The sequence below is a fragment of the Bacillus sp. AFS001701 genome (assembly GCF_002559405.1).
GTDB lineage: Bacteria > Bacillota > Bacilli > Bacillales > Bacillaceae_G > Gottfriedia.
Map to the genome: position 1 here is coordinate 1 of NZ_NTZO01000614.1, position 2801 is coordinate 2801.

Consider the following 2801-nt stretch of genomic DNA (forward strand, 5'->3'; position numbering starts at 1 on the left):
GGTTGTTTTTCAACAGCGTGTAAACCCTTTCTTAATTTATTGAAGAAGGGTTTTTTTATTAAACCTTTTGAAGGATTGTATGTTGTAATGGAACACCACCCTTTGATACATTTCGTTCAATTAGATGATATTGTTTACCATTTATTATAAAAAGTTTATTTCCTCTGTAATCAACTGTTTTACCTTGGCTTTCTAATTCAGTCTTCACAGCCTTTGCATAATCATTTAGATTTAAATAGCGCTCATCTAAATCTAATGTAATATTTTGATTACGATAACCCATTAGCCAGTTAAACCCGAAAATACCTGCAATCAGAAAAATAAGGATAAAAATAAATTCCAATACCCTCACTCCTTTTTACATAAAATGGAAATTATAATACAATTATACTATAAAAATAAAGTGAATGTTATTAGAATTGAGAATAACATAAAATCCCTTTACCGATTCAATAAAGGGATTTTACTTTTTATTAGTTAGTAGAAACAGATGTACCTTGTAATAAAGTAGTTGCTTCTTTATATTCTAAACCGTGAGCTTCCGCTACTGCTTCGTAAGTTACATATCCATCAAGTGTATTAATACCTTTGAATAATGCAGAGTTATCTAAGCAAGCTTTTTGATAACCTTTGTTAGCAATTTGAACTGCATAAGGTACTGTAACATTTGTTAATGCCATTGTAGAAGTACGAGGTACTGCACCAGGCATGTTTGCTACAGCGTAGTGTACTACTCCATGCTTCTCATATGTTGGGAAATCATGAGTTGTAATACGATCTGTTGTTTCGAAAATACCACCTTGGTCAATTGCAATATCAACTACAACTGAACCTGGTTCCATTGATTCGATCATTTCTTTTGTAACAAGTTTTGGCGCTTTTGCACCTGGAATTAATACTGCACCGATTACAAGATCAGATTCTTTAACCGCTTCAGCAATATTGTAAGGGTTTGACATTAAAGTCGTAATTTGATGACCAAAAATATCATCTAATTGACGTAAACGATCTGGATTTAAGTCAATCATCGTTACATGAGCACCAAGACCAACAGCTACTTTAGCAGCATTTGTTCCTGCTACACCTCCACCAATGATTGTAACATTTCCACGACGTACTCCTGGTACTCCACCTAATAAAATACCTTTTCCGCCTTTATTTTTCTCAAGGAATTGAGCACCGATTTGAGCTGACATACGTCCTGCTACTTCACTCATTGGAGTTAATAACGGTAATGTATTACCAACTTGTACAGTTTCGTAAGCAATTCCTACTACTTTATTATCAATTAAAGCCTTAGTTAATTCAGGCTCTGGAGCTAAATGTAAGTATGTGAATAAAATTAATCCTTCACGGAAGTATCCATATTCGCTTGGAATTGGTTCTTTAACTTTCATAACCATTTCATTATTCCAAGCCTCTTCAGCTGTTTCAACAATTGTTGCGCCAGCATTTACGTATTCTTCATTAGTAAATCCTGAACCAGTTCCAGCATTTGTTTCAATGTAAACTGAATGACCATGTCCAACTAAGTTCATTACTCCAGCTGGTGTCATTGCTACACGATTTTCGTTGTTTTTTATTTCTTTTGGTACCCCAATACGCATGTTATTTCCCCCTGAAATATATTTAATTCGTGCCTCTTAGGATGAGCTCTATTTATTAATAAATAATACATTTTTATATTAACACAAAACATATAGTGCAGAAAATGAAAACGCTTAATTTCGTTTAATAAATATTAATTCAGAATCTTTTTTACTATAAATTATGCTTTAAAAATGGAATTGTCCCACTAATTATCATGATAATGGAATATGTCTGTATTTATTAATGACATCCAAGCCACCTGTGACCTCAAAGATATCACCTGTTATAAAATCAGACTCTTCCTTACACAAAAATTGCACCATTCTTGCTATATCTTCCCCAGTACCAGATCTTCCAACTGGTGCAAGACCTTTTCCAACCTTACTTGCTTCAGTTTGATTTGCTTCTTTCATATCACCAAAAATATCCCCAGGACAAATCATATTAGATGTTATACCGTTTTCAGCTTCCTCATAGGCTATTGTTTTAGTTAATGAAACTAGACCTACTTTAGCTGCGCTGAATGCAGAACGATAAATCCATCCCGAAGCTGAATTAGCACCTTGAAATCCATAATTTATGATACGTCCGTATTTCTGCTTTCTCATAATTGGAATAATTTGCTTTAAAAGATAAAACACGCTATGCAAATTTCCATACAACAAGTATTCCCACTCTTCATCAGTGTAGTCAGCCAGTTTTTTACGGTTAAATAAATACGGGCCAGCATTATTGATAAGACAATCAACCCTACCGAATCTCTCCATCGTTTTTGAGACAATCTCATTTATAAATTGTTTATCGCAAATATCACCTTTTACAAAAAGAACCTGGTCCAAATAATCCTTCCATTCTTCTTTTCGCTCTTCGATAGCCTGTTCATCAGAAAAGTACGTAACAGTTACTGAATAACCATCCTTCAAAAATGCTTCAGTGACTTTCTTCCCTAATCCCTTTGATCCTGCCGTAATGACAGCATGCCTCATAAAACTCTTCCTTTCGAGTCTAAATAATTTTATATATTTGTGAAAATCATCTAGATAAATCAATCAATTGTATGTATTTTTAAAATCTATTCTCATTAACCTTTTTAATTGTTTATTTAAGCATAAAGCTAATCCTTTAAAAATTATGTCATTATCTTATACATATATCTTTAATTTAGTAAGATTATTTTATAAAAAGATAACTATGTTTTCTATTATTATGAA

3 protein-coding genes are annotated in these 2801 nt (G+C 32.8%); all 3 read right to left on the reverse strand.

Features of this window, described 5'->3' with window-relative positions; translation table 11 throughout:
• Nucleotides 1-58 precede the first annotated feature (58 nt).
• A complete protein-coding gene (locus CN514_RS24075) occupies nt 59-343 on the reverse strand; it encodes a hypothetical protein (protein WP_176526059.1) in 285 nt (94 codons plus the stop codon).
• Nucleotides 344-473: 130 nt separating this feature from the next.
• Nucleotides 474-1607 (reverse strand): alanine dehydrogenase, encoded by a 1134-nt coding sequence (gene ald / locus CN514_RS24080; RefSeq protein WP_098234736.1) that lies wholly within the window; start codon nt 1605-1607, stop codon nt 474-476.
• Nucleotides 1608-1802: 195 nt separating this feature from the next.
• Nucleotides 1803-2576, reverse strand: a complete 774-nt coding sequence (locus CN514_RS24085; RefSeq protein ID WP_098234737.1) for an SDR family oxidoreductase — start codon at nt 2574-2576, stop codon at nt 1803-1805.
• Between the last annotated feature and the right edge of the window lie 225 nt (nt 2577-2801).